The 21,751-nt window shown below is 68.6% G+C and carries 20 protein-coding genes and 1 tRNA gene; 8 read left to right on the top strand and 13 right to left on the bottom strand.

The window, feature by feature from the left end; translation table 11 throughout:
- Window positions 1-67: 67 nt before the first annotated feature.
- Window positions 68-652 carry a DJ-1/PfpI family protein gene (locus ACIA58_RS05080; RefSeq protein ID WP_396402289.1) on the top strand — a complete coding sequence of 195 codons (585 nt, stop codon included), beginning with the start codon at window positions 68-70 and terminating at the stop codon, window positions 650-652.
- A 90-nt stretch (window positions 653-742) separates the two neighbouring features.
- Window positions 743-1,159, top strand: a complete 417-nt coding sequence (locus ACIA58_RS05075) for a MarR family winged helix-turn-helix transcriptional regulator (RefSeq protein ID WP_396402288.1) — start codon at window positions 743-745, stop codon at window positions 1,157-1,159.
- On the opposite strand, the gene ACIA58_RS05070 is transcribed toward ACIA58_RS05075, so the two are convergent.
- The 3 genes from ACIA58_RS05070 to ACIA58_RS05060 form a co-directional block, all read right to left on the bottom strand.
- Window positions 1,137-3,638, bottom strand: a complete 2,502-nt coding sequence (locus ACIA58_RS05070; RefSeq protein ID WP_396402287.1) for a polysaccharide lyase family 8 super-sandwich domain-containing protein — start codon at window positions 3,636-3,638, stop codon at window positions 1,137-1,139. The genes ACIA58_RS05075 and ACIA58_RS05070 overlap by 23 nt on opposite strands.
- 85 nt (window positions 3,639-3,723) lie before the next feature.
- Entirely contained in the window at window positions 3,724-5,754 is a 2,031-nt protein-coding gene (locus tag ACIA58_RS05065; RefSeq protein WP_396402286.1) for a hypothetical protein, read from the bottom strand.
- 198 nt (window positions 5,755-5,952) lie between these two features.
- Window positions 5,953-6,747, bottom strand: coding sequence for an SDR family NAD(P)-dependent oxidoreductase (locus ACIA58_RS05060; protein WP_396402285.1), 795 nt, complete (start codon window positions 6,745-6,747; stop codon window positions 5,953-5,955).
- Between the two features lie 123 nt (window positions 6,748-6,870).
- Here ACIA58_RS05060 and ACIA58_RS05055 point away from each other — a divergent pair, with 123 nt between their 5' ends.
- The 4 genes from ACIA58_RS05055 to ACIA58_RS05040 all read left to right on the top strand — a co-directional run bounded on the left by ACIA58_RS05055 (window position 6,871) and on the right by ACIA58_RS05040 (window position 10,592).
- A complete protein-coding gene (locus ACIA58_RS05055; protein WP_396402284.1) occupies window positions 6,871-7,632 on the top strand; it encodes a hypothetical protein in 762 nt (253 codons plus the stop codon).
- On the top strand, window positions 7,629-8,465 hold the full coding sequence (locus ACIA58_RS05050) for a DUF4097 family beta strand repeat-containing protein (RefSeq protein ID WP_396402283.1): 837 nt from the start codon (window positions 7,629-7,631) through the stop codon (window positions 8,463-8,465). The genes ACIA58_RS05055 and ACIA58_RS05050 overlap by 4 nt, the downstream gene beginning before the upstream one ends.
- Window positions 8,466-8,614: 149 nt before the next feature.
- Window positions 8,615-8,854: a hypothetical protein gene (locus ACIA58_RS05045; protein WP_396402282.1), complete on the top strand. Its 240-nt coding sequence runs from the start codon at window positions 8,615-8,617 to the stop codon at window positions 8,852-8,854.
- A 208-nt stretch (window positions 8,855-9,062) separates the two neighbouring features.
- On the top strand, window positions 9,063-10,592 hold the full coding sequence (locus ACIA58_RS05040; protein ID WP_396402281.1) for a hypothetical protein: 1,530 nt from the start codon (window positions 9,063-9,065) through the stop codon (window positions 10,590-10,592).
- Between the two features lie 50 nt (window positions 10,593-10,642).
- Here ACIA58_RS05040 and dcd read toward each other — a convergent pair whose 3' ends face one another.
- The gene (gene dcd / locus ACIA58_RS05035) at window positions 10,643-11,218 is read right to left on the bottom strand and encodes a dCTP deaminase (RefSeq protein WP_396402280.1); all 576 of its coding nucleotides are present in this window, start codon (window positions 11,216-11,218) and stop codon (window positions 10,643-10,645) included.
- A 141-nt stretch (window positions 11,219-11,359) separates the two neighbouring features.
- The gene (locus ACIA58_RS05030; protein WP_396402279.1) at window positions 11,360-11,800 is read right to left on the bottom strand and encodes a MarR family winged helix-turn-helix transcriptional regulator; all 441 of its coding nucleotides are present in this window, start codon (window positions 11,798-11,800) and stop codon (window positions 11,360-11,362) included.
- Window positions 11,801-12,124: 324 nt separating this feature from the next.
- Between ACIA58_RS05030 and ACIA58_RS05025 the strand changes: the two genes are divergently transcribed.
- Window positions 12,125-12,198, top strand: a tRNA-Gly gene (locus ACIA58_RS05025).
- 247 nt (window positions 12,199-12,445) lie between these two features.
- On the opposite strand, the gene ACIA58_RS05020 is transcribed toward ACIA58_RS05025, so the two are convergent.
- Entirely contained in the window at window positions 12,446-12,985 is a 540-nt protein-coding gene (locus ACIA58_RS05020) for an AAA family ATPase (RefSeq protein WP_396402278.1), read from the bottom strand.
- A 182-nt stretch (window positions 12,986-13,167) separates the two neighbouring features.
- Between ACIA58_RS05020 and ACIA58_RS05015 the strand changes: the two genes are divergently transcribed.
- Window positions 13,168-13,614, top strand: a complete 447-nt coding sequence (locus ACIA58_RS05015) for a hypothetical protein (RefSeq protein WP_396402277.1) — start codon at window positions 13,168-13,170, stop codon at window positions 13,612-13,614.
- Between the two features lie 13 nt (window positions 13,615-13,627).
- On the opposite strand, the gene ACIA58_RS05010 is transcribed toward ACIA58_RS05015, so the two are convergent.
- The 7 genes from ACIA58_RS05010 to ACIA58_RS04980 all read right to left on the bottom strand — a co-directional run bounded on the left by ACIA58_RS05010 (window position 13,628) and on the right by ACIA58_RS04980 (window position 21,690).
- Window positions 13,628-14,482 carry a hypothetical protein gene (locus ACIA58_RS05010; RefSeq protein WP_396402276.1) on the bottom strand — a complete coding sequence of 285 codons (855 nt, stop codon included), beginning with the start codon at window positions 14,480-14,482 and terminating at the stop codon, window positions 13,628-13,630.
- Entirely contained in the window at window positions 14,479-16,050 is a 1,572-nt protein-coding gene (locus tag ACIA58_RS05005; protein WP_396403311.1) for an alkaline phosphatase D family protein, read from the bottom strand. Before ACIA58_RS05005 ends, ACIA58_RS05010 begins: the two co-directional genes overlap by 4 nt.
- Before the next feature lie 99 nt (window positions 16,051-16,149).
- Window positions 16,150-16,929, bottom strand: a complete 780-nt coding sequence (locus ACIA58_RS05000) for a hypothetical protein (protein WP_396402275.1) — start codon at window positions 16,927-16,929, stop codon at window positions 16,150-16,152.
- An 88-nt stretch (window positions 16,930-17,017) separates the two neighbouring features.
- Window positions 17,018-19,183, bottom strand: coding sequence for a (Fe-S)-binding protein (locus ACIA58_RS04995; RefSeq protein ID WP_396402274.1), 2,166 nt, complete (start codon window positions 19,181-19,183; stop codon window positions 17,018-17,020).
- A gap of 70 nt (window positions 19,184-19,253) precedes the next feature.
- Window positions 19,254-19,622 carry a DUF6204 family protein gene (locus tag ACIA58_RS04990; RefSeq protein WP_396402273.1) on the bottom strand — a complete coding sequence of 123 codons (369 nt, stop codon included), beginning with the start codon at window positions 19,620-19,622 and terminating at the stop codon, window positions 19,254-19,256.
- 19 nt (window positions 19,623-19,641) lie between these two features.
- Window positions 19,642-20,223, bottom strand: coding sequence for a TetR/AcrR family transcriptional regulator (locus ACIA58_RS04985; protein ID WP_396402272.1), 582 nt, complete (start codon window positions 20,221-20,223; stop codon window positions 19,642-19,644).
- Window positions 20,224-20,232: 9 nt separating this feature from the next.
- Window positions 20,233-21,690, bottom strand: coding sequence for a GAF domain-containing protein (locus ACIA58_RS04980; protein WP_396402271.1), 1,458 nt, complete (start codon window positions 21,688-21,690; stop codon window positions 20,233-20,235).
- Window positions 21,691-21,751: the final 61 nt, after the last annotated feature.

The following is a 21,751-nucleotide window of genomic DNA, read 5'->3' as shown; positions in this document are numbered from 1 at the left end:
GGGGGATCGGCTACTGTTGACAACATGTTGTCTTTATGACAATATGTTGTCTATGAGGACAGCTTATGTGGCGGTTTACGAGACGTTGGCGGACTGGGAGATCGGGCATCTGGCGGTGGAGTTGCGGACCGGGCGGTTCACCGGGGTGCCGTGGACTGTGGTGACGGTGGGGGAGTCGCTGGAGCCGGTGCTGACGATGGGTGGGATGCGGATCGTGCCGGATGTGACGATCGCGGATGTCGAGCCGGATGCGGGTGATCTGCTGGTGCTGGCCGGTTCGGGGCAGTGGGACAACGGCGGCGGGGATTCGTTCGCGAAGCTGGCGGCGCGGTTCCTCGAGGCGTCGGTGCCGGTCGCGGCGATCTGCGGCGCGACGGCGGGGCTGGCTCGGGCGGGGCTGCTGGACGAGCGCAAGCACACGAGCGCAGCGAAGGAGTACCTGCAGGCGACGGGGTACCAGGGCGGCGACAATTACGTCGACGAGCGGGCGGTCGTCGGTGGGGATCTGATCACGGCAGGGCCGGACTCGCCGGTGCAGTTCGCGCGGGCGGTGCTGCAGCGGCTCGAGCTCGCGGACGACTCGAAGCTGGACGCGTACGAAGGCGTGTTCCATCGCGCGGACCAGGCGGCGTACCCGGTGCTGGTGGGATGAAGCAAGACCGGCGTACCCGATGATGGTCGGATGACGGTTCCACCCCGGGAAGAGTGGCCGAGGCCGACGAAGCAGTCGGAAGGTGGTGCGGTGTTGACGGATGTCGTCCTCGCCACCTTCCGGCTGAACGCGCGACTGATGGAGGCCGCTCAAGGTCTTGCCGCGCACGGCGGACTGACTGCGGCGTGGTGGCAGGTGCTCGGCGGCGTGCTGGACGAGCCGCGATCGGTCGCCGATGTCGGGCGGATCATGGGCGTGAGCCGCCAGGGGGTGCAGCGGATCGCGGACCTGCTGGTCGAGCGCGGCCTCGCGGAGTACCGGCCGAACCCGGCCCACCGCCGCGCCAAGCTGCTCGCCTGCACCGAAGCCGGCTACTGGGCGATCCGCCAGATCGCGGTCGCCCAGCACCCGTGGACCTCCGAGCTCGCGAAGACCGTCGACCTCGACGAACTTCGTACGACGCTCGCCACCATGCAGGCGCTGATCACCAAGCTGGAAGAAGCTTGATCGCCAGACTGCTCCCGTAGGTGTGGCGCGTGGTGAAGGTCAGTCGCGTCCCGGTGAGCGTCCGCGTCACCTGCACGCCCGGTACGGCGGATGCGGGGCGGAGGTACTGCGCCCAGAGGTTGACCGTGATGCTCTCGCGCTGCGTCGTCGGATCGGACACGGCAACCTGCACGCTCGACGATTGACGGCGCAGCAGCAGTGAGGCCGGACCGTCGATGGTGAGTCCCGGCAGAGTGTGAGCGCCGGGAGTGAACGTGTTGGCGGCAGTCAGGCGGAGTCCGAGGTGCTGGATCGCCTGCATTTTCACGGTATTGGACAGCGGCAGGACCCGGCCGTGCTGGTAGGACTTCAGCGCGGATTCTGTTGCGTTGGGCACCAATGCGTAGGCCAGGGTCTGTGGGGCGCCGGCGGCGTGGGTCGCGGTCAGGGCGAAGACCTGTTTGGTGATCGGGGTGTCCGCGTTCGACGTACGGACTACTCGGCGGCTCCGGGTGACTGCCTGCAGGTCGACCGACAGCTGAGTCGGCTGGAGGAAGTGGTAGCCGATCGACGCTGTGCTGTTGCTGTAGCGGAGCCATCGCGGGTCGACTGTTCCCGGGCCGGTCCACGCGCGGCCGTCGCGGCGTACACCGGTGATCGTGACGGGATCGGCTGCCCCGGCGATGCGGGTGTCGAGGGTCGTCGTGACGGCGCGGGTCGCGTCGCCGACGCCGGCCGCGAGTACGACGATCTCGTCGTCGAGCAGGAACCACGACTTGGTCGCCGACGCGTTCTTGTAGACCACGAAGTCGTCCGGCAGGGTCGCCCGCGAGGCGTACGCGAAGTCGTCCGACTGCACCCAACCGACAGCGCCGTACGAGTCGAGGGTCGCGCCGCCCGAGTGCACGTTGGTCCCGGTCGGGAAGTAGACATAGGTGTTCTGGTCTTCCGACGACGCGGTGAACCTCGGCGGATTGTCGTAGTACGCCGTCCCGTACAGCTCGGGCACCGACTTCCGCGTCTCGACCGGCGCGGTCACCCCGCCGAGCGCGTACGGCGAGACCGTCGTGACGTAGTCGATGCCGAACGACTGCGTCTGGTCCTCACCGGCCAGGTACAGGTAATGGGCGCCGTCGCCCTGGAACCACGGCAGCAGGTTCTCGCCGCTCATGTACTCGTACTTGCTGATCCGCTCCGAGTTCCGCGCCACCGCGAACGCGTACCCGGGCCGGCGGTGCACGGTCCGGTCCATCGCGTTGAAGGCCGTCGTACTCGCCGCCGGGTTGAGGTCCGCCGGGATGATCGCGGGATCGTTCTTGAGGTCCGCGAACCGGCCGATGCTGACCGGCGAGACGAAGGAATTAACGTTGATCGTCGGCCGCGCGGTGAACTTCGCGAACGCCTTCAACCGGGCCGAGTCCGCCGCGACGGCGTAGTCCGCCAGGTCGACGATCGCCTCCACGACGACCGCCACGTCGTCGTACCCGGTCGCCGTCCGGGACACCGCTCGGCCCTTGACGATCTCCATCATCCAGCCCTCGAAGATCAGCGGCGCGAACCCGTGCTCGACCCAGCCCTGCACCACGCCGACCAGGTCGTCGCCCTGCGCGTACTCCGTGCCGTCGAGCACCTTGATGGTCTGGACGACCCGGCTGAGCAGGCCTTTCCCGTACGAGCCCGTGTACGCGACCGATGCGTGCTGGATGAACGAACCGTCCGCGTAGTACCCGTCGGTGACGTCGTGCTGGAGGTTGTAGGGGTCGATCGTCGCGAAAACGGTGAACTGGTCCTGCAGCGCCTTCCGGATCCGGGCGTCGTCGTTGAGCAGCGCGCCCTGGAGCACGCGGTTCGCGGTGATGTCGACGAGGTTGGCGCCGGTGTGGAAGCGCGAGTCGAGGTCGACGTCGCCGTTCTTCCCGTTCCGCAGGTAGGCGTCCATCGAGGCGACGTACTGCGTGATCAGGCCGGTCGGGGCGTCGATCAGCGCGAGCGTCTTCGACACGAACGTCGAGATGCCGATCTCCCAGGTGAACCAGTTGCCGTAGTACCCCTTCGACTGGTCGCCGTAGTAGTTCTCGTGCAACCAGAGCAGCTTGTCCGCGACGCGTGCGCGGACCTGCTCGTTGCCCTGCAGGTCCGACGCCGGTCCCGGCCGGCGGTAGGCGAGGGCGATCTCGTAGAGGTGCTGGTACGACGAGCTGAGATTCGGATCGCTGGTGCCGAGGGGCAGGCCCGCGAACAACTCGCCGGCGCCGGCGCGGTCGAGCGCCGACAGCCAGGTGCGGGCGGTGTTGTCGATCGCTGCGACCTTCGCGGCGACCTCGGGGCGCACGTTCGACTCCGCCGTACCGGCATAGATCGCGATCGCGTTGGCCAGCAACTGACCGGGGTCGGCGCTCACCGCACCCATGGTGGCGTGCGCAGCCGGCGCGGGATTGACCGCGGTCAGCAGTGCGGTGGCGGGGACGAAGGACAGCAGGCGGCGACGGGTGAGATCCACTGGTGCTCCCGGGCGGATGGGAAAACCTAACCCCGAGAGTCAATCAGCCGGAACTATCTTCCGGCAAGCGCTTGCAGCCTGTGACTTACTCCCCGCCGGCGCCCACGAGCTGCGGGTCGATGGACAGGACCCGGATTGCGTCGCCGCTGGACTTGGTCGGGATGACCAGGGCGACCTGGTGGAGGTAGTCCTGGTGGAGGGTCTGGGTGTACTTGACCATGCTGCTGAAGGCGGTCGCCTCGCCGCTGGTCCAGTACGCGTTCGAGCCCGGCTCGACCCGCTGGAGGTACTGCTCGGTGAGGGAGAGGAACACCAGCGCGTCACCGGACGACGTGATGAACGTCAGCGGCTCGCCGGACGGCAGGAACGCGTCGGTCACGCTCGCGATGTACGGCTCCGCGGTGTCGTTGACCTTCGACGTCGCCCGCAGCTTGACCAGGCTCGACAGCCCGGGGGTCGGCGTGAACAGCTTCGACTGCGGGGCGTTCGGACCGCCGGTCAGGTACGCCGCGAGGTCCTTGGCGACCGTCGCCGGCTGACTCCGGAGCTTGTCCAGGTCGCTGGCGGCCGGCGTGCGCATCCCGTCGACCGACGGCAGCTCGACGCCCTTCGGCGGGTAGACCGAGTGCGTCAACAGCCACGGGCTGCCTGCGTTCTCCCGCTGCCAGACGCCGAGCTGACGGTTGCCCGGCGCGTCGGAGATACCCGAACTGACCACGAACCGCATCGGGTACGACGCGAACTGCGGCGCGCCGATCTCCGGGTCGGTGTAGCTGAACGGCTTCGAGATGTCCTTGCCGGCGGCGTCGAGCTTCCGCCCGATCACGAACCCCGCCTGGGTCTGCGCCAGTGTTGGGTTGCCCTCGATGGTCGCCGAGAGTTTGGCGTCGCGAGTTTGGTTCGCCTGGTTGTTCAGCTGGTTGTAGCGCTGGACGACGGCCTGCGCGTCCGCGAGCGTGACGGCCGGGCGGCTGTCCGGCGCGGTCAGGCTGTTCTTCGGCGGCATCAGACCGCAGCTCGTTGTCGTCAGCAACAGGGCGCCGCTGGCGAGGAGGGCCGCCGTACGGCGGACTGCCTCGTCGCTCTTCTCGAACTCCGGCGAGGCCGCCAGCGGAACGGTCTCCGGCTCGACGGCCTCGGCGGGCTCGGCGGTCTTCGCCGGCTCGTCGTACGGCCGCTGCTCGGGCTCGTCGTACCGCTGGGAGGCCCCGGCGCCGATCAGGGCCGGCGACTTGGCCCGGGCGACCGCGGCGGCCGACATGAACATCGGCGCCGCCGGCACCGGCGCAGGCAAAGGCTTGACCAGGGCAGGCCTGACCGTCGGCAGGGCGGTCCGCGCGGTCCGCGTCGGGGCGAACGGGCTGATGCGCTCAGGTGCGAACGGCGAGACCCGGTTCGCCGGGGCGTTCTCTTCGTCGTCCGACGTACGAGCCGTCACCGGGACCAGGACCGGAATGCGGGCCGCGACCGGCACCGGGATCTCGGTCGTCGCCGCGTCGGCCGCCACGGCCGTGACCTTGCGGCGACGGAACATCAGCGCCAAGCCCAACGCGAGCACCAGCACGCCGGCGCCCAGCACCAGCAGGCAGATCCCGAACAGCCGGTGCACCTGCACCCCGAAGCTGACGTCCGCCCCGACGGCCGGAGTGCCGTCCGCGTTCATCACGACGACGTCGTACCGACCGTCCTGGATCGGCCAGCTCACCGCCTGCGATCCCGGCGCGGACTGCGCGACCCACCAGTCCAGGCTGCCGGGCGGCGTCAGCTTCGCGCTGCGTCCGCGCAGGTCCTGCGTGCCGAACGTGCCCGGCGGTTCGAAGCGGATCAGCCGGGTGTGCGCGGACCCCGCGAGGTAGTTGCGAACGTCGAGGTCCTGCCCGATGCCGACGAACAGCGGCTTGCCGCCGGACGCGGTGACGTGCAGCGTCGGGCCGTGCCGGTCGAGCAGCGTAGGCGCCGAGACGACCGCGAGGCCCGTGCTGGCGAGCTGACGGTCGGGGGTCGAGATCGTGTTGTCCGGACCGACCAGCCAGAAGGCGGCAACGGCTCCGGCTGCGGTGGCCACCAGACCTGCCAGCGACAGCAGCAGGCCCAGGGTGATGCGGGCGAAACGCATGAAGAGGCTCCCGTTGTACGACGAGCCCGGCGACGGACGGGTGCACCGGACGGCGGGGCTGGCTGGTCCGGAGCCCTCTCCAGGTATCCGGAAGCTCACCCGTTGTTACTGAATAACTGAGCCAACAAGGATCTGTTACGGTCCGGGCCCAGACCGGTGACGCCGGCGTCTGTGGCGGTCGGCAACGGGTTCGCCGCCTCAGTGCAGGTACGAGGCGCCGTTGAAGTCGAGGACCGCGCCGCTGGCCCAGTTCGCCTGGGGTGAGGCGAGCCAGACGATCGCGTCGCCGACCTCCTCGACCGTGGCGACCCGGTCGAACGGGCTCTGCGCGCGGATCGCATCGCCGCCGGGACCGTCCAGGAACGTCTTGGTCATGTCGGTGGCGATGAATCCGGGCGCGATTGACGTCACGCTGATGTCATGTGGCGCCAACGATGCCGCCAGCGACTGCCCGAGGGAGTGCAGTCCAGCCTTCGAGGCGCCGTACGCAGGCACGTCCGGCTCGCCGCGGTAGGCCCCACGCGATCCGACGTTGACGACCACGCCCCGCCGTACGCCGTCTGCGGGGTCGGTGCCGAGCATCTGCCGGGCCACGCACCAGGTCACGTGCGCCGCGCCCTCGAGGTTGACGGCCAGCGTACGGCGCCACGTCGAGACCCAGTCGTCGTACGACGTCTCGGCCAACGGGTGGCCGATCCGGCGCGAACCGCCGACCGGCTCGTCGACGAACATCGCGGCGTTGTTGACGAGCACATCGATCCGGCCGAGCGCGGCGGCCGATTCGTCAACCAGGGCAGGGATTGCGGCCGGATCGCCGAGATCCGCGGCGATCACGGCGTGACCATCGCCGGGGAGTCCGGCGCGGATCTCCCCGGCCCGGTCGACCGCGCCGCGGCAGTGCAGCACGACCCGGTCGCCGGCCCGGGCGAACGCCTGCGCGGCGGCCGCGCCGACACCCCTCGACGCGCCGGTGATGAGCACACCTCTGGGCACTGTTCCTCCTTGGGTCTGACTGCACGTTGACTGCACGCCATTGTGCCTGTGCCACCATCCTGACGGCGATGTGACATCAGAGGGGGTTGACAGTGACGTCATGGTGACGTCATGATTACTGCCATGGAACTTGACCACTATCTCGAGTCGGTCCGGCGGAGCGTTGAGAACGCCACCGCCCTGGCCGACGAGCAAACCCGCTCCGTGGCCCAGCGCCTCGGGGCCACGCTGGATGACGCGGGCCGCCTGGCCCTCATCTCAGCCCTGTCCGACGCCGCCGGGGAGATCAGCCGTGAGCTGTCCCCGGGCTCGGTCGAGCTACGGATGGCCGGTGGCCGTCCTGAGTTCGTGGTCACGCCGGCGCCCAGCCAGCTGACCGGTCCGGACGAGACCGACGACGACATCGACGAAGAGGCCGACGCGGAGGCGAGCGAGCAGTTCGTGTTCGACGCCGACGAGGCGACCGCCCGGATCACCCTCCGGCTGCCGATGTCGATCAAGAACAAGGTGGACGAGGCCGCGAATGCCGAGGGCATCTCCTCGAACGCGTGGCTGATGCGCACCGTGATGACCGAGCTCAGCGATCGTGGCCGCCGCGGTGGCCCGCGCCCGCCCCGGCCGCCGCGCCCGCCGCGGGGTCCGGTCTTCGGTCCGGAAGGCCCCCTGGGCCCGAACGGCCCGCTCGGCCCCGACGGCGTCTTCGGTCCGAACGGCGTGTTCGGCCCGAACGGACCCTTCGGCGACGAGGGCGTCTTCGGCCCGGAGCGTGGCGGACGCCGCGACCGCGACCGGCGGCGTGACGACCGCGACCGGCGGCGCGAGGACAAAGAACGACGCAAGGGCGGACACGGCCCGGGACAACGGATGACGGGGTGGGTCGAATGAGCGGGTTCAGCCAGCAGATCAAGGACGACGAGAACGACCGGATCGAGCGGATCCGGATCGAGATCGGCTCCGGTCTGGTCGAGCTCAAGGCCAACCCGGACGGCGACGGGACCGCGGTCGCCATCGACGTCGACGAAGGCCGGGAGGAGGACGTGATCGTGGAGGTCGTCGATGGTGAGCTGATCATCGAGGGCCCGCGCAACGTCCGCCGTGGACCGGAGATCCTGGTCCGGATCGCCACCTCGGCGGTCCTCGAGGCCCGGGTGAAGACCGGCTCCGGAGACATCAGCTCCGAGGTGCCGCTCGGTCCGGCTCGACTGTCCACCGGCTCCGGCGACGTACAGCTGACCCGGGTCGAGGGCGAGCTGGGCGTCAACACCGGTAGCGGTGACGTCAAGGTCGAGTCCGTCACCGGTGCGGTCAAGGGCAGCACCGGCTCCGGTTCGATCGACATCGACGAGGCCGGCGACGCGCTCGGCCTGAGCACCGGCTCCGGAGACGTCACGGTCGGCGAGGCGAACGGTCCAACCTCCGTCAAGGTCGGCTCGGGAGACATCACCATCGAGCGGATCCGCGACCACTCGGTCGCCACCTCCGGTTCCGGCGACGTCAGGGTCGAGATCGCCGACGGACCGAGCGTCCAGGCCGAGACGGCCCGCGGCGATGTCCAGATCGGGGTGCCCGAGGGCCTCCCGACGTACCTCGACCTGAAGACCGTCACCGGGCAGATCAGCTGTGATCTCGAGCCCGGCGAGAAGCCGGCCGAGGGGGAGCGCGCCCTGATGCTGCGGGCCCGCACCGTCTCCGGCGACATCACGGTCTACAAAGTCTGACCCCAGATAACGCCGCACGCGTCGGATCGGCGCGGTCGGGTTCGTTGGGTTGATGTAAGCGATCGAGGTCCCGCCGACCGGGCGGGACCCGGGCGAAGCATTGCCGAAAACCACTACTGCACCGGAATTGTCCGAAGGGGAGCACCATCATGATCACCGAACGCCAGGAAGTTGCCCGCTACCAGGTCGCCGAGCAGTTGCGCGCCGCCGAGGCCCGCGCCCAGCGCCACGACCGCAAGGAGAACCGCACCCCGCGACAGGGGCTGGCCAGCGCCCTGCGCCGGCTGGCGGACCGGCTGGAGCCCCGGCGGCTGGCCGAGCCGGCCACCCGGGTCCTGACCGACCAGCAGCCGAGCCGCCGCGGGACCGGGCTCTCGATCGTCCGATGAACGGCGTACCGATGAACAGCACGGCCGCCGCGCTCTACCACCTGCTGCAGCGTCTGGGGCTCGCCCGGACCAGCTGAGCGATCCCCGGACGCCTGCAGCTTGGTGCAACGCCTGTGGATAACTGCCGGGCCGACCCATGGACACTGCTAGCGTTCAGTCGATCATTCTCGGTCGACCTTGGGGAGAGTAACCAACGATGTTGCGCCCGATGGTGGCAACTACAGCCGTCACCGCCGCTCTGATCCTCGTGGCCGGTTGCGGCGGCAACGACAAGAAATCCGATTCGGGCTCCGACAACGGCGGTCAGTCCACCACCTCCGCCACCCCGTCGACTCCGACGGTCCCGTCCTTCGACCCGCCCAAGGCGCTCAGCGTCGCAGCAGCGTTCCCGTCGGCAGACTACGGAGGCCGCTCGGCATCCGACGAGGCCCAGATGGGTATTGCCGGCCAGGTCGCGCTGATCGGCGGCTTCGCCGGCCTCAGCGGGCATGACGTCGTCAATCCGAGCAATCAGTGGATGATCCCGTCGAAGTCCGCCGACACCACGACGGTCAGCGGCGCGACCAAGCCGATGGCGGCCAAGATCGACGGCAAGGACGTCGCGGTGGTCGCCTACGCCGAAGCCGACAAGGGCAACGGCACCCAGAAGCCGAGCGGACTGATCCTCGTCCAGTGGATCGACGTCATGACCGGCAAGAAGATCGCCGAGGTCTCCACGCCGGTGAGCACTCTGGAGGGCACCGGCAACGACGCCGTCGGTACCCCGAAACTGACGAACACGGCGTACGACCCGGAGACGGGCCAGGTCGCGGTCGGTGCCAGCACCACCGGAAACTCGAGCGTGCCGAGCAAGACCCTGGCGGTGTTCGCGGACCCCAAGACGCAGAAGTCGACGATCATGCCGGCCGTCACCCCGGCCGCTGTCCACGACGGTGTGATCGCCGGCGCCAAGGGCTCGAACGACGCGAAGGCCACCGACGGCACGATCCTGCTCGCCGACGGTGCGAGCGGGAAGGTCACCAAGCAGCTCCCGCTGAAGCTGCCCGTCCCGACGCCCCTCGCCGGCGGTGCCAAGCACGCGTACTTCTACGGCAGCAGGTACACCGACTACGACGCCGGGGTCTCCGTCAGCGCGATCTACGCGCTCGACCTGTCGACCGGCGCCGTGGTGCAGACGGCTCCTGCCGTCCCGCAGAAGGACGTCAGTGGCTACGACTGCATCGCAGACCAGGCGACCTCGATCGTCTGCACCAGCACGGGGAGCTCCGGGGCCCAGGAGATCCTCGGGCTCGACGACACCACCGGCAAGAAGACCTGGGGATATACGAGTCTGTCCGGCGGCCGCGTCGTGCCCCAGCAGGTGACGGCGGCGTACCACGGTGTCGTGTACGCGAAGGCCGAGGCGCAGCCGGTGCTGCTGGACGCGAAGTCCGGCCAGGACCTGCCGAGCGCGGCCCCGTCGGGCGGTCCGAGCTCGAGCGACACGCCCTCCTCGGGTGACACGCCTTCGTCGGGTGACCTGCCGTCGGCCGGCGACACCCCGCCCGAAGGCTGGAACACGTCGCCGTCGACGTCGCCGGGCAACGACAACGCCGACTCGGGTCTCAGCCTCTACAGCGGCAAGCCGATGTCACCCGAGGCCGTCTCCGCGTACGGCGGCGTGTACCGGCAATTGCCGACCGGCAACGACTCGTCGGATCTCGAGTCGGTCTGCATCTACCTGAAGGCGACCGCCTGACCAAGGGAAAAGGCCCCGGGATTTCCTTTCCGGGGCCTTTCCTTATGTCTTCAGACGTCGCTGCGGTGGAAGTTGCGGTAGGACCGGGACGGCGTCGGGCCGCGCTGGCCCTGGTACCGGGAGCCGTACTTCGCCGATCCGTACGGGTGCTCGGCGGGGGAGGACAGGCGGAAGAAGCACAGCTGGCCGATCTTCATGCCCGGCCACAGCTTGATCGGCAGGGTGGCGACGTTCGACAGCTCGAGCGTGACGTGGCCGGAGAAGCCGGGGTCGATGAACCCGGCCGTCGAGTGGGTGAGCAGGCCCAGCCGGCCCAGCGACGACTTGCCCTCGAGGCGCGCGGCGACGTCGTCGGGGAGGGTGATCAGCTCGTACGTCGATCCCAGGACGAACTCACCGGGATGCAGGATGAAGGGCTCCTCGCCCTCCGGCTCGACCAGGCGGGTCAGGTCGGGCTGTTCCTCGGCCGGGTCGATGTGCGGGTATCTGTGGTTCTCGAAGACCCGGAAGAACCGGTCCAGCCGTACGTCGACACTCGACGGCTGCACCATCGCAGCATCGAACGGATCCAGCTGGACCCGTTTCGCGTCGAGCTCGGCCAAGATGTCACGGTCGGAGAGCAGCACGGTCGCACGATAGCAACGTGCTGCTCATCCGCACAGCTTCAGTGCCCTCCAGGCCCGTCCCAGCGGCTGGTGGTGAATCTTCCGGAGCCCTCAGCTCTCCGGCCGGACCGCACCACCAACCTGGGCCTGGGGCAACTAACCTCAGTCGGACAGCTTGTTGAACTTCGACACCTGGGTGGCGAAGGTCTTCACCTGGGCCGGCGACCAGTCCTTGAGCAGATCCTCGATCACCTTGTGCCGCTTCTTCCGGGCCGCCGTCAGCTTGCGCTTGCCGGCCGCGGTCAGTGTCAGCAGAGTCGCCCGCGCGTCCGACTTGTCGGCCGCACGCTTCAGCAGACCCTCGTCCTCGAGTCGCGCGCAGGCCCGGCTGACCGGACCCTTGTCCACCTCGAGCGCTGCCACCAGGTCGGCCATCCGCACCGGCGCCAGCTCTTCGACGTGGTTCAGCAACGCGTACTGCGCCGGCTCCAGGTCCGGGTGCGCCTCGTCGGACAGCGTCCGCTGCAGACCTCGCAGCCGCCGTGCCAACGTGACGAGTTCCTTCTCCAGGTTGTCCACCGCGTCACTTGTGTCTGTTGCCACCGTTCACCCCTTCATCCAGTTGCCCCGCAACCATCTTGTCCGGTCCGGAGGACCGCGTCCTCACGTTGCGTCGAATGTTGCCCCCGGCAACGCGTTCTAATCTGCCAGAAGATGACGAACCTGCCCAGTCCTGAACGCGCCCTTTGTGGAAAACTGCCCAAGAACCCCCGGCGCAAACCGTCCGTACCCGTCTTTTCGATGCATTCGGCACCTTCTGGGGAGCAGGCCCCTGACCGCGCAACAACCGACGCGCGGACCCGGCGTGGTTGGGAGGCCGGTGATCGGCTATCCTCGTCACTGCCCGCCGGGAGACCGGCGCCGCGCGCGGGTGTAGTTCAATGGCAGAACATCAGCTTCCCAAGCTGACAGTGCGGGTTCGATTCCCGTCACCCGCTCCACAGTGCAGCCCCAGGTCAGAAGTAGGTTTCCGACCCGGGGCTGAGTCATGTCAGCGACTCGCAGCCGGCCGCGTGCCCGTTACCTGCCCGATGCGACCGGCAACGCGTCGCTTCCCGGATCCCCGCGCCGCACCGCAGACTGCCCATCGCGGCCAACAAAACAAGCGCTCGATAGTCCGGATCGGGCGGTGCCCGCCGAAGCGAACCGCGTGGGGCCAGAGTCACGGCAACTGCGGCCGCCCGAAGGCTACTGGTGAACCGAGCGCAGGAACTGCTTGATCTGGCGGCGGGTCTTCAGCCTGACGAAGCGCACGTGGGAGAACTGCGGGTCGTCCATCGCTTCGCCGTACTGTCGCTTCGTCGGTGTGTAGGTACGCCACGCCCACAGCGGGATCGACTTGGAGGGATCTCGGCTGAGCTGGTCCCGGAGGGGCCGCTCGTGGTTTCCGTTCCACAGCTCAACCCCGGAGGTCGTGCGACGGATGGTCCGGCGGATCACCTGCCACATGATGAGCCGGCGGGATTGGTCAAGCCACACCACCGTGTCGGCGGCGCCCCAGGTGATCCGCCGGATCCGGTCGGAGTAGTTGCCGTCGGCAATCCAGCCGCCGGACGCGGTGACCGCCGTGACCCGTGCCTCGAACTCGTCGTCGTCGAGCTTCGTCCAGTTGGGCTGCCAGAAGATCGAATCCAGCTCGATATGTGGAACTCCCAGGCGTTCACTCAGTTCGCGCGCCACGGTCGACTTCCCCGACCCGGCGACCCCGATAACTACGATGCGTCGCATTCGGACCAAGATTTCATACCCATCGGTCGGCTGCATCCCATTCAGGCATCGACGCGAGGCACTCAGCGGTCTGCTGACAGCCTGACGGAGGCGGAGGCTCCACAGTTCGGCGTGGCGCAATCAAGCGCTCGATCGTGGGGTGGACCGGCTCGGGTTGTTGCCACGCTCTATCGTTTGGCGGCATGAGCTTCCAGCAGCAGCCGCCGCCCCAGTTCCAGCCGCAGTACCAGGCGCAGCAGCCGTACCAGCCGCAGGGGCCGATGGGGATGCTGCAGCTGACGATCCAGGGCAGCGCGATGACGTCCAACATGATCCCGCCGACCGTGCACCTGAACGGCTACCCGGTGCCGGTCAAGTACGGCCGGAACGACATCCCGGTATTCGCCGGACCGCTGCACGTCGACATCCACGCGCAGTGGATTCGTGTCTACGGCAAGGCCGCGCTGGACTGCACGGTGCAGCCCAACCAGGCCGTGCCGGTGTTCTACGCGTCGCCGTACCACCAGTTCACGTCCGGGAGCATCGGCCACAGCAAGGTGAAGCGAAAGGGCATTGGCGCGCTCTTGGGCATGGTCGGGGCAATCGTCGCCGTCGCCGTGCTGCTGACAGTGCTCGCGGCGCTCGGCTGAGGCACTCCGTGGGTCAGCTCCCGTAGACCTCGAGTTCGACGATGCGGGAGTAGGTGTGGTCGTTTCCGTCGAGGCAGAGGATGCGGACAGCGTCGGCCTGGACGGGGGTGAAGGTCGACGTGACGTGGCCCACGGTGTTGCCGCGGACCTGGGCCACGGTCTGCCAGGTGTCACCTGTCTTGACCTGGACGTCCCAGTCCTTGAGTCCGTTCACGCCGGCCGGGTACTTCGCCGAGTCCAGGGTGTAGAGCTCGACCCGGTTGATGGTCGCCGGCGTGGACAGCGCGACGTCGTACGTGTCGGGGAAGGCGGCGCGCGTGCCGTCGTTCCAGCCGGTCAATGTGTCCCAGTGCTCGGAGTCGCTGTCGCCGTCGACGGCCCCGCAGAGGGTGAAGTTGCCGTGGGTGGACGACGCGGTCGCCTGCTCGCCGAGCGCGAGGTTGTCGCCGGCACTCTTCGGCGGTAGCGGGTTGACCGTCACCGGGACCGTCAGGCGGTTCCGGTCGACCTCGACGCCGATCTGGTACGAGCCGGGCTTGGTGTCACGCGGTACGCGGACCTCCACCGGCGCGGAGACGGGCTGGTCCGGATCCAGGGCTGGCAGCCACGACGAGAAGAGGGTGCGCGACAGTTGCAGCGGGCCGGTCGGGTCGAGCGTGAGGTCGGCGTACCGGTCCTGTGCGCCGGTGTTGGTCATCGTCAGGTTCAGCAGGCTCGGAAAGCACGGCAGGCCGACCACGCTCAGCTGCTCCGGCGCGACACTGACCGCCACGTCCGAAGTCGTTGCCTTGGGCACCGAGCTGGAACCGAGCAGCGCGGCCGCCGCGAGCGTGCCGGCCGCGATCAGGGACTGTCGGGGGATGTTCATTCCTGGACCTCCGAGATGCCGGGGCGGCCGTCCTCGACGAGGAGCTTGGCGCGGGTACTCACGGTGCCGCCCTGGACGGACACCTTGTCGACGACGCGGTAGTCCGAGACCCACTGCTGCGGGGTGACGGTGCAGCTGACGTAGCCGCGCTGGAAGTTGCCGAACTTCAGATGCGGGTTCTCCCGCAGGAGCGTGGCGCCACCCGCATCGAGGTCCTCGCCGTCCATCCCGGACGTGATCGACGTACCGACGAACTCGGCGCCGACCGTGGCCGAGGCCGGATCGGTGAAGTCGAGCTTCAGGTCCGACGCGACGCTGCGGTGCAGGTCGCCGGCGATCGACACCAGGTTGCGGACCTTCCGTTGTGCGGCGCCGCCGAGGATCCGGTTCCGCGACGCCTCGTACCCGTCCCAGGTGTCCATCGGGACCAGCACCTCCGGCCCGTCCTTGGTGTCCAGCCGGGCGATCGCGGTCTGGTGCGCCATCACGTTCCACCGCGCTTGCGACGCCGACCAGCCATCGAGCAGCCACTTCTCCTGCGCGTCCCCGGTGATCGTGCGGGCTGGGTCTGCCGTCTCCGGCCCGGGCGCCTTGGTGCCGTCGCCGTACGCCTGGTCCGATCGGTACTGGCGCGTGTCCAGCACGTTGAACTCCGCCAGCCGTCCGTACTTGATCCGCCGGTACAGCTGCATGTCCGGGCCCTTGGGCAACTGCGCGAGCCGCAGCGGCATGTGTTCCCAGTACGCGCGGAACGCGTTGGCCCGGCGTACCCGGAACTGCGCGGGCGGCGCGCTCGGATGCGCCTCGTCGGCCCAGTTGTCGACCACTTCGTGGTCGTCGAGCGTGACGATCCAGGGCGCGTTCGCGTGCGCGGTCTGCAGATCCGCGTCCAGCTTGTACGCCGCATAGCGCTGCCGGTACTCGTCCAGCGTCACGGTCTGCTGGGTGATGTACGGCTCGTTCGAGTGCGGCCGGATGCCGCGGTCGATGCCGAACTCGTAGATGTAGTCGCCGAGGAAGAACACCACGTCGTGGTCGCGCCGGGCCATGTCGGCGTACGCCGTGTACCAGCCCTCCCACCACGCCTGGCAGGACGCGAACGCCAACGAAAGCTTCGACAGTTGCGTGTCGGCGGTCGGCGCGGTCTTGGTCCGGCCGACCGGGCTGAGGCGGCCGTTCACGCGGAAGCGGTACCAGTAGTGCCGCCACGGACGAAGCCCGCGTACGTCGACGTGCACCGAGTGACTCGCTTCGGGACCGGCTTTGACCGAACCGCGGCGGACGACGCGCCGGAAGTGCTCGTCTTCCGCGACCTGCCACTCCACGTCGACCGGTCGGCGATCCATTCCGCCGAACGGCGCGAGCGGATCCGGCGCGAGCCGCGTCCAGATCACCACCGCGTCCGGCAGCGGGTCGCCGGACGCGACGCCGAGCGTGAACGGGTCCCGCCGGTCCGGGCGGCCGGTCCAGCCGGCCGCGGCGCTCTTGATCTCCGGAAGACTGCCCGACAGCGCGAGCGCCGCCGCCGCTCCGGTCGCGGTGAGAAAGCTTCGTCGACTACTCAGCATCGGCACAGGCCCCACCCGATCATCGAGAGGTGATCACATCCGTAACGGGAGATTACGAGAAGTTCACACAATCGGGTGGGATCTGACCGATTCCGGTCTCTACTTCGCGATCTTGCTCGCCGGCGGCGCGCTGATGTGCACCGGCTTGTTGTAGTCGGTCATGGACAGCTCCATCGAGACGCTGAGCAGATCGAAGGACATCCGACGGACCAGGTGCGACTTGTCCATCCAAAGGCAGTAGGTCAACGTCTTGGGAGCGCCGGCCGGGAGTTTCTTGTGCTGCACGGCCAGGGCGCCGGCGGTGTCGACGGTGACGTCGTAGCGGTCCAACGCCCGGCCACCCACGGTTTCCGTGCCGACGAACTTCACGCTGCCGATGTTCGAGCCGAAGGACTTGAAGATCGCGGTGGGGTCGCTGCTGTCGATGAGTTGGCCGAGGTCAGCGTTCGATGCCTTGATCTTCACGAACTTGCCACCCGGAGTCGTCCCCGGGATCGATACGTAGGCAACGTTCTTGATCTGGATCATCTTCGCGGTCTTGCCGCCGAAGGCCGCGCCGGACATCTCCATCGACATCGCCGAGGGCTGCGCCGTCTGGACGCCGTTCATGGTCATCCCGACGGTGCCGTTGACGGTCATCGTGCCGGTGATGCGCCAGGACTTCTGCTTGGTGAGTGCGGAGTTCATCGCCGGGACGAAGGTGACGCGGTTCAGCCGGGCAGTCTTCGGGGGTGCCGTGGTCTTCGCGGTCACCGCGGCCGGGGTGTCGGTCGGGACCGACGGGCGGTAGCCGGTGGGCTGGTGGTCGTTGTCGCAGGCGGCGAGGCCGAGGGCCAGTGGTACGGCGACCACAGTGACCAGCGCGGCGCGGATCTTCATGTGCTGTTGTCCTCCCCAGATGATGCACAGCCGTCGGATCTTACGGTCTGGACCACCTGGGGAGGAAGGGATTTGCAGCTAGTTGCAGCTACTCGCCACCCGGGCCCTGACCACGCTGCACCGAGGCGAGCAGCAGTTGCGCGACGTCCTGGACCTCGACCGACTCGCGGGCCGAGCCGTCGGACTGCTTGGCGGTGAGGCCGTCGGACAGCATCACGCGGCAGAACGGGCAGCCGGTGGCGATCTTGTCCGCGCCGGTCTCGACCGCCTCGGTGGTGCGGTTCAGGTTGATCCGGGTGCCGAGCTTCTCCTCCATCCACATCCGCGCGCCGCCGGCGCCGCAGCAGAACGACTTCGTCTGGTTGCGGGGCATCTCGGCGTACTGCGCGCCCGGGATGATGTCGAGCAGTTCGCGCGGGGCGTCGTACACCTGGTTGTGGCGGCCGAGGTAGCACGGGTCGTGGTACGTGATGGTCTGGCCGTTGAGCGAGCTGTCCGCCGGTGCGACCGGGGTCAGCTTGCCGTCGCGGACGAGGCGGTTGAGCAGCTGGGTGTGGTGGATGACGTCGAGCTCGACACCGAGCTGGGAGTACTCGTTCTTCAGGGTGTTGAAGCAGTGCGCGCAGGTGGAGACGACCTTGCGGACCTTCGTCTCCTTGAAGACCTCGGCGTTCTGCATCGCCAACTGCTGGAAGACGAACTCGTTGCCGGACCGCCGGGCCGGGTCGCCGGTGCAGGTCTCGCCGTCACCCAGCACGGCGAAGGTCACGCCCGCGATGTTCAGCAGCTCGGCCACGGCCTGCGTGGTCTTCTTGGCGCGGTCCTCGAACGCGCCGGCGCAGCCGACCCAGAACAGGTACTCGACCTCGTCCAGCGACTCGACGTCCGTGCCGACCTGCTTGACCTCGAACGGCAGGTCCTTGGCCCAGTCCATCCGGCCGGACGGGTTCATGTTCCACGGGTTGCCCTTGTTCTCCAGGCCCTTGAACAGCCCGTTGAGCTCGGACGGGAACGACGACTCGATCAGCACCTGGTACCGGCGCATGTCCATGATCGCGTCGACGTGCTCGATGTCGACGGGGCACTGCTGCACGCAGGCGCCGCACGACGTACAGGCCCACAACGCGTCCTCGTCGATGACGGCCACATCCGCGGGACCGACCAACGGCTTGTCCTGCTCGGCGAGCACCAGCTCCGGCAGCGACTTGCGGGTGTCGTCGTCGCTTGCCAGCAGGTACGGCGCTTTGGCGTACGCGTGCTCGCGCAGGCCCATCATGATGAGCTTCGGCGACAACGGCTTGTCGGTGTTCCAGGCCGGGCACTGCGACTGGCATCGCCCGCATTCGGTGCAGGTGGTGAAGTCGAGCAGGCCCTTCCAGGTGAAGTCCTCGACCTTGCCGACGCCCAGCGCAGCGTCCTCGTCGAGCTCCTCGATGTTCTCGAAGTCGATCGGAGCGCCGTTGACCATGATCGGCTGCAGCGCGCCCAGCGCCGTACCGCCATCGGCCTTGCGCTTGAACCAGATGTTCGGCCAGGCGGTGAACCGGTGCCACGCGACGCCCATCGTCGCGTTCAGCGAGATGGTGATCATCCACGCGAACGAGATCAGGATCTTGATCATCGCGACCAGATAGACCGCGTTCTCCAGCCCCTGCTCGCTCAGCCCGCCGAACAGTCCGGTCCCGACGAAGAACGTCATCGGGAAGTGGAACTTGTCACCATCACCGAGCTGGTACTCCAGGCCGCGCAGCAGCGCTATGCAGACCAGTACGCCGAGGATCGTGTACTCGACGTAGTACGCCTGCCACGACGTCGAACCGTAGAACCGGCTGTAGCGACCCTCGGACCCCTTCGGCAGATGACGCAGCCGGATCAGCATCAGCCCGATGATCGACACCAGACCGGTCCACGTGAGCGCCTCGCTGACCCACTCGAACACGAACCAGTGCCCGATGATCGGCAACGCCCAGTGCGGGTCGAACAACTGGCCGAACGCCGTCACCAGGGTCAGGAACAGCCCGATGAACCCGAACGCGACGAACCAGTGCATCACCCCGATGTGGCTCCACTGCAGCATCCGGGTGTGGCCGAGAGTCTCCTTGGCCAGGGTGACGGTCCGCTTGCCCGGGTTGTCGGTCCGGCCGGCCGGCTGCCCGAGCTTGATGACGGACACGATGTGCCCGATCGTCTTGCCGAACAGGGCGACGGCGACCAGTGTCACCGCGAGCGAGACGACGATGGCGAGGATCTGCATACCAGCGATGTTATTGGTTGGTTACTCGTCAGTCATGTGCATGCGGCCCTCATCACGTCCGCGTGTTTCCTCACACTTGGTGGGTACTGCGTTCGCTCGCGGCCGACCGCCTGGGACGTCGCACCTTCACGTCTTCCAGGCAGGTCGCGGTCGCCCGCAGGTGCCGGTACGCCAGCCCTCGGCCCTCGAGCAGCTCGTCGGCGACGAGCAAACCGTGGTCGACGGCGTCCTGATCGGGCCGATCGGCGGGCTGCTCCACCTGGCAGCGCACGGTGAACGGGCGCAGGGACTCGTCGTACGAGAGGTCGCCCGTCGCGCTGTACGTCGCGAGCAGCAGGTCGTGCTCCCCGGCCTCGGCGAGCAGCCGGTCCCGCTGCTCGCCGGTCAGGTCGGCGAACTCGCCACGGACGATGACGCGGAACGTGCGCAGCTCATTCATATACACAACTGTATCTGAGTTACCTCAGCCACGCCTGCGCAATGCGGAGATAGGCGTCGACGACCGCCTCGGCCGGTACGGCGTCGGGGTCGATCGCGCGCTGGATCAGCAGGCCGTCCTCGAGCGCGTGCACGATCAGCGCGAGCTGGTCGAGGTCGTCGCGGGCTCCCTGGCGCCGGAGCCCTTCCGCGTGGGCGCCCCGGGCGAAACGCTCGCGGGCGCGGAGGGCGTCGCGGACCTCGCCCTGCTCGCGGACGGCGTACAGCAGGAGCTCGAGCCTGAGCCTGAGCCAGTCCGACTCGGTCGCAGTGCGGCGCCGGTGCCAGTCGCGCAGCGCGTCCAGCGGGTCGGGGCCTTCGGCGATCGCGCGGATCTCGGCGTACTCCTGGTGCGTCCGTTCGGCGAGCAGCGCCGCGACGAGCTCGGGTTTACCGGCGAAATTGCCGTAGAAGGCGCCGCGCGTGTAGCCGGCGCGTTCCGCGATCTGCTCGACGGAGGCGCCGTTCACGCCGCGCTCGGCGAAGAGCTCGGCCGCGGCAGCGAGCAGGCGCTGCCGGGTTTGCGCCTGGCTGTCGGCCCGGGGAACCCTGTTGGTGGCCACCGGGTGAGCTTAGAAGCGTTCGTCCAGCCGGCGCAGGCGGACCGTGACCGCGGCGCGGCGGTGGTCGGTGCCGGCGAGCTTCGCGTCCAGCGCCTCGAAGATCTCCACGTCCTCGGCGCCGACCGGGGTCTGCGCGTATCGCCAGAGCAGGTCGGGGTCGTCGACGTCGAGCGCGGCGCGACGGATCGTCGCGTCGAGCTCGTCGCGCTCGGCTCGCAGCGCGGGCGCGTCCGAGCGGACGAGCAGCGGACCCGCATAGAGGTCGAGCGCCGCGCGCAGGTCGCCGTCGTTCAGTGCCTTCTGCAGGTCGGTCACATCGCCGGTGACGTCGGCGATGATCCGGTACGGCTTGGTGTCGAGCACTCCGCCGCCGAGCAGGTTCCGCAGGCGGTGCATCTCGGCGCGCACTGTCGTCGGGTTGCCCTCGTCGCCGTACAGCTGGAGCATCAGCTGCTCTGCGGTGAGACCCGACGGGTGCAGTAATAACAGTGCGAGTACTTCGGCCCGCCGCAAGGTCAGCGCGATCTCGCGGCCGCCGACGATCGCGGTCGGCTGGCCGGAGCCGAGCAGCCTCAGCCGGAGCGAGGGCCGCGAACGGCGTACCGGAGTACCGGGCATGCGGAGCAGGTAGCCCTCGTCGAGGCGCTCGACCAGTCCTTCGCGTCCGTCGCCGAGATCGATGCGATCGGCGCCCTCGGGTACGACGAGCCGGTCGGGCAACCACTCGAGCGGCTGTACGGCGAGCACGCGGCCGGACGGGGTCAGCAAGGCGCCGGGTGCGTCGCCGAGCGCCATCAGGTGCCGCATGTTGCGCGCCCGGAGCATCTCGTCGGCCGCGGCCATCCGGACCTTCAGCTGGCCTTCGGCGAGCTGGGCCGCCGCGGTCACCAGCGCGACCATCGCGGGATGGACGGTCCGCAGCGGCCCGGAGACGTCGACCGCGCCGAGCAGCTTGCCGGTGTCGGGGTCGTGGACGGGCGCGGCCGCACAGGTCCACTCGTGGATCCGGCGTACCAGGTGCTCGGCCGAGTGGATCTGGACCGGCTTGCCGACGGCCAGCGCCGTACCCATCCCGTTCGTGCCGATCTGGTCCTCGGACCACACCGCTCCCTCGGACAGCGCGATGCGATCGGCCTGACGCTTCACCTCGGCGGAGCCTTCGCGCCACAGGATCATGCCCTGGGCGTCGGTGATGATCATGATGTGCGACGCCTCGTCGGCGATCGTCGTCAGCGTCTGCCGCAGGACCGGGAGGACCGCGCGGAGCGGATGGTTCTCTCGCAACGTCTCGACCATCTCGTGGTCGACGACGACCGGCGGCTGATCCAGCTCCGGGTCGACCGCGGCGGCGAGTGAGCGCTCCCAGGACGCGGCGACGAGGGCCCGCGGCGCACCCGGTGCCCGCACGCCGCCGAGCACCTCGTCGTACAACTCGCTCAGTCGGCGGGCCTGCTCCCGTTGGTCCATACCGCCTCACTCCACGCTGCAACGTCCGTGCAACGTCCGGCCACCTAGGTTCGGTCCAACG

Origin of the sequence: Kribbella sp. NPDC051586, assembly GCF_044453965.1 — a bacterium.
Lineage (GTDB): Bacteria > Actinomycetota > Actinomycetes > Propionibacteriales > Kribbellaceae > Kribbella.
This window is presented reverse-complemented; position numbering and strand designations above follow the sequence as displayed.